The organism is Coleofasciculus sp. FACHB-712, from assembly GCF_014695635.1.
Classification (GTDB): Bacteria; Cyanobacteriota; Cyanobacteriia; order Cyanobacteriales; family FACHB-T130; genus FACHB-T130.
Map to the genome: position 1 here is coordinate 1 of NZ_JACJOQ010000387.1, position 6,324 is coordinate 6,324.

The window sequence follows — 6,324 nt, forward strand, 5'->3', positions numbered from 1 at the left end:
TTCATAGCAAATTTACTTAAAGATGCATAGGCGATACCGCTAGAAGTAAGCTGAAACACTTTAGCCGATGGAGATTGCTCGTGGGATAACTTGAAAGCAGCTCCCATGTGTACATCTCCGCTCAAAAATACAATAGGTTTCTTGGTTTTTTGGGAAACCTCAAAAACCTTCTTTAATAGTTGATCTCGTTCTGCCCAATTAGATTTATGATCCCAATGATCTCGTAAATCATCAGTGTACTTCCAATAGGGGATGTCTAAATTATTAACAGCAAAGCTCTTAAAGTGAACGACTGGAACTGGCGACACAATAAATAAAACGCGGGATTCAGAATCATATTGGGAATTTAGCCAACCGTCAAAACGTTTCCACTGCTCGGCACCTAAAAGACGCAGCTCTTGCCGATTATAATCATGATGTCCCCTCATATCTAATACATAAAAACTACAGAATCCACAATTGAACTGATAGTCAAATTGATCAATACTGGTATCTGTAGGAGGATTATGAGAATGTTCGTATTCTTGATAAACTTGCTTAGCAGCCTCAAACATTTCATTTGCTAGCCGCAAATGTTCTTGAGTATTTCGCAACTGCCATGAAGTATCTAGCTGTGCGGCTAATTCATTGGGTGTATAAGAACCCCAGCCATCCATAATTTCATGGTCATCCCATATCATATACGTGGGAAAAGTTTTAAAAAGTTGTTGTACCTGGGGGATGCCCCAATAACCCCGATAGATATCTCGATACCAGGAAATCATATCGGTTTTAGAAGGGTTTTGTTTTTTGTTCTTCTTTAACCAGCTCCAGATATTTAATTGTTTATTTCCTTCTCCATCCACATATACTTGGTCGCCAGTACCTATCAAAAAATTTGCATTTGTATCCAATAATTCTTGCTTAAATTTGTCCCACATTTCCAAATTGAGGAGCTGATGCTCGTCGTAAGGCATATGGCAACTGAACATCCCAAAATTCACCTCTGTGGGATGTTCTGGAAAGGTTTGAAATGACAGGTTTTGTTCGTTGCCCAATTCCCAGGGTTTTTCTCTATCCAAGTGAAATAGAGCGTAATAATAGCGGGTATCGGGTTGGAGATTTTTTAGGTCTACTACACCTGTTAAGTCATGCTCTTGATTGAGTTGGAGTGGGACAAGAGTAACGCTATAAATTTCTTGGGAAATACTTGGAGAGGTTAATCGCAACCAATGCCCTTTTTCGTCGTTGATTATCTCCGGAGTGCCATTGGTAGGAATTCGATGGCGAGAAAATACTAGCCAGTAATCTCCAGGGGAAGACGCCCGGAACCACAGGCGGGTGCTAGTGGGAGTAGTATGTCCAATGATGCTGGCACAATCGAGACGGGAATTGGGCCAGGGGCGCTGTTCGGGGTCATAAAAATTGAGGTGGGACAAGGTCAAATTGAAACTCGGCTTTGATAGAATGTCTGCGAATTTCAATATTAACTAGAAACGGTTGATATTGATGGTTTAGCGGACATTTAGGCGACAAACACAAGGAACCGAATCATCGGCGCGATATACTTTGCGATCGCGCGTTATTCCTATCGCTGCTTGTTTTGGATTCTAAACTGCTGCCCAGAACCTCTATAAATCAAACGCTGTCAGTCACGCTGCTAAAATTAAACGCCCCCACTCGCACCCCAGGCACAACACTGCTGCCATAGCGTTGGACTGTACTCAGAGCATCCACATCCCGCAGCATTTCAGGCAAACTCTGGTTAAAGCGCAAGTTCTTAATTGGGTAAGCAATTTGACCATCCTCGATCCAGAAGGTGCCATCACGACTCATTCCCGTTACGACTAATGATCGAGGATTCACATAGCGCACGTACCAAGCCCGACTCACCAAAATTCCTCGCTCTGTCTGGGCGATGAGGTCAGCTAGGTTTTGATCTGAGCCAGTCATCACAATTGGATACATCGCGCCTGTCGGCTTTTTGCCCTGCTGTGCCGCCCAGTAGCGGCTATAGGAAAGCGTTTGAGGGATGCCGTCCTGAATGACTTCTTTGTAGTCGTTGCTTAATCCATCGCCAAAGAAAGTGCCTAACCGCAACAGAGGATGAGCGGCATTTCGCTGTACTTGCACGATGGGGCTAAACATTGCTTCGCCTAAACGGTTGCCAGCGGGTTTGCCTGACTCATCAGTGCGAGACATAAACGACCGCCCTTCATCTGCCGCGCGTGCATCCAAATTCCAGACGAGCCAAGGGAGCAAAGCGGCGAAAGCGGCTCCATCAAAGACAACTGGATACGCGCCAGGATGGACTTCGCGGGGTTGGCGCGACTTGATTGCCCGCTCAATTAGCTGCTGGGTTAATTCCTCAATTGGCAACTGTTCTAGCGCCCAAGCGGAGCGATTAGACCAGGAGGAACCATCCCCAATGCGAGAGGTAAAGCTGAAATCTGCCTCTGTAGTTTGATTGCAAGCGCGTAGTCCCCGCGAATTCGCGATCGCATATAAGTTCGTCTCTGTACTCAACGTTCCCGAACCATCCACTCCCGCCTTCGCACTCATGGCGCAGACACGCTGGATAATTTCGCCCCGTGCTAGCGGTGAAAGGGTTGCCGTTGCCCGATCGAAGGCTGGGGTTCGCTCTTCGTAAACTTGAGGTTCTAGCAGTGGCACCCACTCCGGATCTTCTGGGGCGAAACGGGCAAGTTCTTCCGAGCGTTTGATGGCGGATGCGATCGCATCTGAATCTAAATCTGTCGTAGAACTAGAGGCACTCTTGCGTCCGAAGTAACTGGTGATGGTGAGCTTAAACTGAGTGCTACTAATATTTTGGCTAATTTGATTTTCCGAGAAGCGGCTGAGGGATTCTTCACCAGTGCTGAGGCTGACAAATACCTCCTCTGCTTCCGACTGTTTAATAACTTCTTCTAATAGAGAGATCGCCCGATCTTTACTGATTAAACTGGGTGCTGTTGCTAGAGTCACGATAATCCTGAGATTTGTGGATGGTTGAGTCTGGGATGAAGCGATGCGATCGCGTTTTGATTTCGGGTGCGAGGCTTTTCAAATGCCAATCAACAAAATAATTAAAACCTCTATTCCAGAGTGCCAGATTATTCGTAAATTCAGCAACGCTGCAACAGTCAGTCGTTCTGATGTCCGTGAGTTTTTTATCTTTACATCCCAATTAGGTTATCCTAGCTTGCTTTATTCTAGTTACAAAATATTACATTTATGCTAAAACAAGGTACTAAAGATAGTATTGACAAGAAAGAAATATTATTTTGCAATTCTGGAATAGAGGCGAGAGATGACCTACGAAAGAATACGAAAATTTTCTTCTTGGAATCCCGCTTCTAGCCAGAAAAACAGCCACAGCATTCAGTCGCGCCCTTTTGCAATCCAACCAAAACCTGATTCGCAGCTGCCTCCTACCCAGCAGGAAATAGAAAATCAAGCATTTGACCAGCATAAGTTTGAGGCGACCGGGCTAGAAATACAGGCAAAACACGGCAGCATAACGCCAGAGGGACAGGAACGACTAACGGTATTACAGGCAAAGATGGATGCCTTTTGGCAGCAGAAAAGAGAAAGTACGCAACGCCAAGGCATTAACTTATTGGAAATCCCCAACCTATTTGCTCCCCGCCAAATATCGACAGCCCAACCAATTCAGGCAAAACTGACGATTGGAGAACCAGGGGATCGGTACGAACAAGAGGCAGATCGAGTAGCGGCTCAAGTCGTGAGTCAGATTAATAACGCACCTGCGCCTAAACAGTCAGCTTCGGGTGAAACTGTCCAGCGAGACGAAATGCCCCAACTTGATGAGGAGGAAAAACTCCAGCAGAAACCAGAAGGCAGCATCCAGCGGCAAGATACGCCCCAACTCGATGAAGAAGATGAACTCCAGATGAAGCCAATAGTGCAACGTCAGTCTGGAGCGGATGGAATGGCTGCAACAGCGGATCTGGAAACATCCATCCAACAAGCTAGAGGGAGCGGACAACCGCTCTCAGAAAGCATCCGAGAACCAATGGAAAAGGCATTTGGCGTAGACTTCAGCAGTGTCAAAATCCATACTGATGCCCAATCTCACCAGCTCAATCAATCAATTCAAGCCAAAGCTTTCACTACGGGTCAAGATATCTTTTTTCGGCAGGGGGAATACAATCCAGGGAGCCGCGGGGGACAAGAATTGTTGGCGCACGAGTTAACTCATGTGGTGCAGCAGAATGGGGGTCAGGTACAGCGGCAAATACAGAAATCATCTGAATTGTCCCCTGGCTCTCAAATCATGAGATTGAATGATATGCAGACTGGGGAACTGCCATTCATTCAAGCAAAAGAAATTATGGGAGTGAAAGCGTTTCAAGCAGCAACTTCGGTTTCCTTGTCCCGTCGTCCATCCGAACTAAAAAAAGTTGATGAAGCACTGAAGAAAGTACAACAGGTAGGTGCAGATAGCATTCTGCTGGGTGAGTTATTAGAGGCAATCGATCGCTGTCTAGATAAATTCTCAGATCTGCATCCTAGAAGATCGGGCGTTATCAGCTTGCGCGACCAAGTTATAGAACAGCAGACAGAAATTAGCCTGAAACTTCAAGATAATGACCAGCAGGCTCCAGCGGAAGGAAGAAGCCGAAGTGGAGCTTTTTCTGCTGAGAAACAAAGTGTTGGCAAAGGCAGCAATTTTAGTGATTTTGACAGCAAGCAATATCGAGTGTCAGGGCGATCGCCAAATCGGATAATTGAGGAGGTTAAGCGCACGCAATTAGGAAATGGGAAAGTCGTTTATTTCGCAATGGCTTTGGTGACTGGTTTTAACGGCAAAGCACCTCGCGTAGCACCCTATCCACAACCCGTCTCTCTAGGAGATTGGTACCCCTCTGTCACTCATATCAATGGTATGCAAGTAGCGCCAAAATCGGGACTTTTAAGCGCCGCAGCATTGCAAGAATCAGTCAACGAAGCGCTAGATGCTCAAGACGATGCCGCATTAGGACAGAATGCCATAGATGTTCTTTATACCTATAGTGCTCAACGGGGTGGTGTGGTAGCCGATCTGATTGACTGCCTCAAAGGAAAAGTCCAAGTTGACGACGAAGCAACAGAGAAGCAGGAAGAAATCATGCTAGATGCGGTGCGCCGCAAAACACGGGTTACTGTTTCTGCTCACAGCCGAGGAACGATTAAAACTGACAATGCAGTTAGAAATGTACACGAAATTTTGAAACAAGAATATCTGCTATTAGCAAGACAAGACCCCGCAGTTCTCAAAATCTATGAAGATTTTGCTTTGTTCTATCAGAAAAATGATGTGGGACTAGGTATAGATCCAGAAATATTAGCGGCGGCGGCGCGAGAGGAAGCCGCTAAGAGGATGGCTAGCGATCGCGCTAAGGAGGATATGAATACTTATATCCAATTAATTTTTGCCGGAAATGCTGTACAGCATCCGTCTTCAATATTAAAAACCGACCTATATGTGGGTGGATTTGACCCAGTTAGTTTTGCCGTCGGGACTTATAGCCACATTGGTAGCAGGATAGACTCTGCTATTGGTACGGGAGGACACGCTAAATCAACAGTTCATAGCGTGGGTAAAACTAAGGGACATGGTTTTGTCGGGAATTATGTTCCCGCTGTTAGCGATAAAATTGCTGAAGACTTAAGCGGACGGGAAGATATCCAAGACAAACGAGTTAACCAAGCTTTATCTAATATTGATCCCGAAAGGTTAGCAGAATTAGAGCAAATGGGTAATAACTCTAGAAGACGTAGGGGTAGGTAGGTTCGATCGATTAGCGATCGCGTTTCTACTTAATGATTTGAATTTTATTTTTCTGCTGTCAGTAGTAGGAAAAACTATATTTTATTCAGGTCAAAATTTTGCTGAAAGACGATGTAAATGCTGGTTTAGCAGCAATAAGTAAACCAGATAATTCATCTAAATTAGTTTTAGATGAATCGGGTAGCTGTAAGGTTCCGCTCCCCTTTCCTCCTTCAATCGTTAAGTTGTCGGGAGGACAGTTGCAGGTAGAAATAAGAATGGCAAAAACGGGTGAGTTTTTTACTTTGTTATCACCTTTAGCAGCGGTTCACGGTCAACTAAGCCGAGAATTTTTAGACGCTTTATTGCACAGGCAATTTTATGCGGAACAGGTTTCTAGCCTGAGTTTTGCGATCGCCGACAACTGCGATCGCGATCTGCTGGTGGCAGTTCATCATTGGATGCTGGATGCGATCGCACCAGAAGAATTTAAAGGTTTATTTCAAAAATTTATCTCGGCAGTTTTATCTGCTATTCCAGAAATTAATAATATGGCTAGTTCTGAAATATCG

The 6,324-nt window shown here is 45.2% G+C and carries 5 protein-coding genes; 2 read left to right on the forward strand and 3 right to left on the reverse strand.

Annotated elements, in window-relative coordinates:
* From H6F50_RS10995 to H6F50_RS11005, 3 genes are all read right to left on the reverse strand, one after another.
* The coding region (locus tag H6F50_RS10995; protein ID WP_190428725.1) for an alkaline phosphatase D family protein at positions 1 to 1,424 on the reverse strand (1,424 nt) is incomplete at its 3' end.
* 193 nt (positions 1,425 to 1,617) lie between these two features.
* Entirely contained in the window at positions 1,618 to 2,964 is a 1,347-nt protein-coding gene (locus H6F50_RS11000) for a metallopeptidase TldD-related protein (RefSeq protein WP_190428726.1), read from the reverse strand.
* A complete protein-coding gene (locus H6F50_RS11005; protein ID WP_190428727.1) occupies positions 2,930 to 3,166 on the reverse strand; it encodes a hypothetical protein in 237 nt (78 codons plus the stop codon). Before H6F50_RS11005 ends, H6F50_RS11000 begins: the two co-directional genes overlap by 35 nt.
* A 123-nt stretch (positions 3,167 to 3,289) precedes the next feature.
* On the opposite strand from H6F50_RS11005, the gene H6F50_RS26465 reads away from it, so the two are divergent.
* Both H6F50_RS26465 and H6F50_RS11015 read left to right on the forward strand, forming a co-directional pair.
* Entirely contained in the window at positions 3,290 to 5,773 is a 2,484-nt protein-coding gene (locus tag H6F50_RS26465; protein ID WP_242028981.1) for a DUF4157 domain-containing protein, read from the forward strand.
* 98 nt (positions 5,774 to 5,871) lie between these two features.
* Positions 5,872 to 6,324, forward strand: a 453-nt coding sequence (locus H6F50_RS11015) for a type III secretion system chaperone (RefSeq protein WP_190428728.1), incomplete at its 3' end; no start/stop codon positions are given.

Excerpts from the sequence above, each read along its gene's own strand:
- H6F50_RS26465 (WP_242028981.1), top strand. The coding sequence starts at position 3,290 with ATGACCTACGAAAGAATACGAAAATTTTCTTCTTGGAATCCCGCTTCT.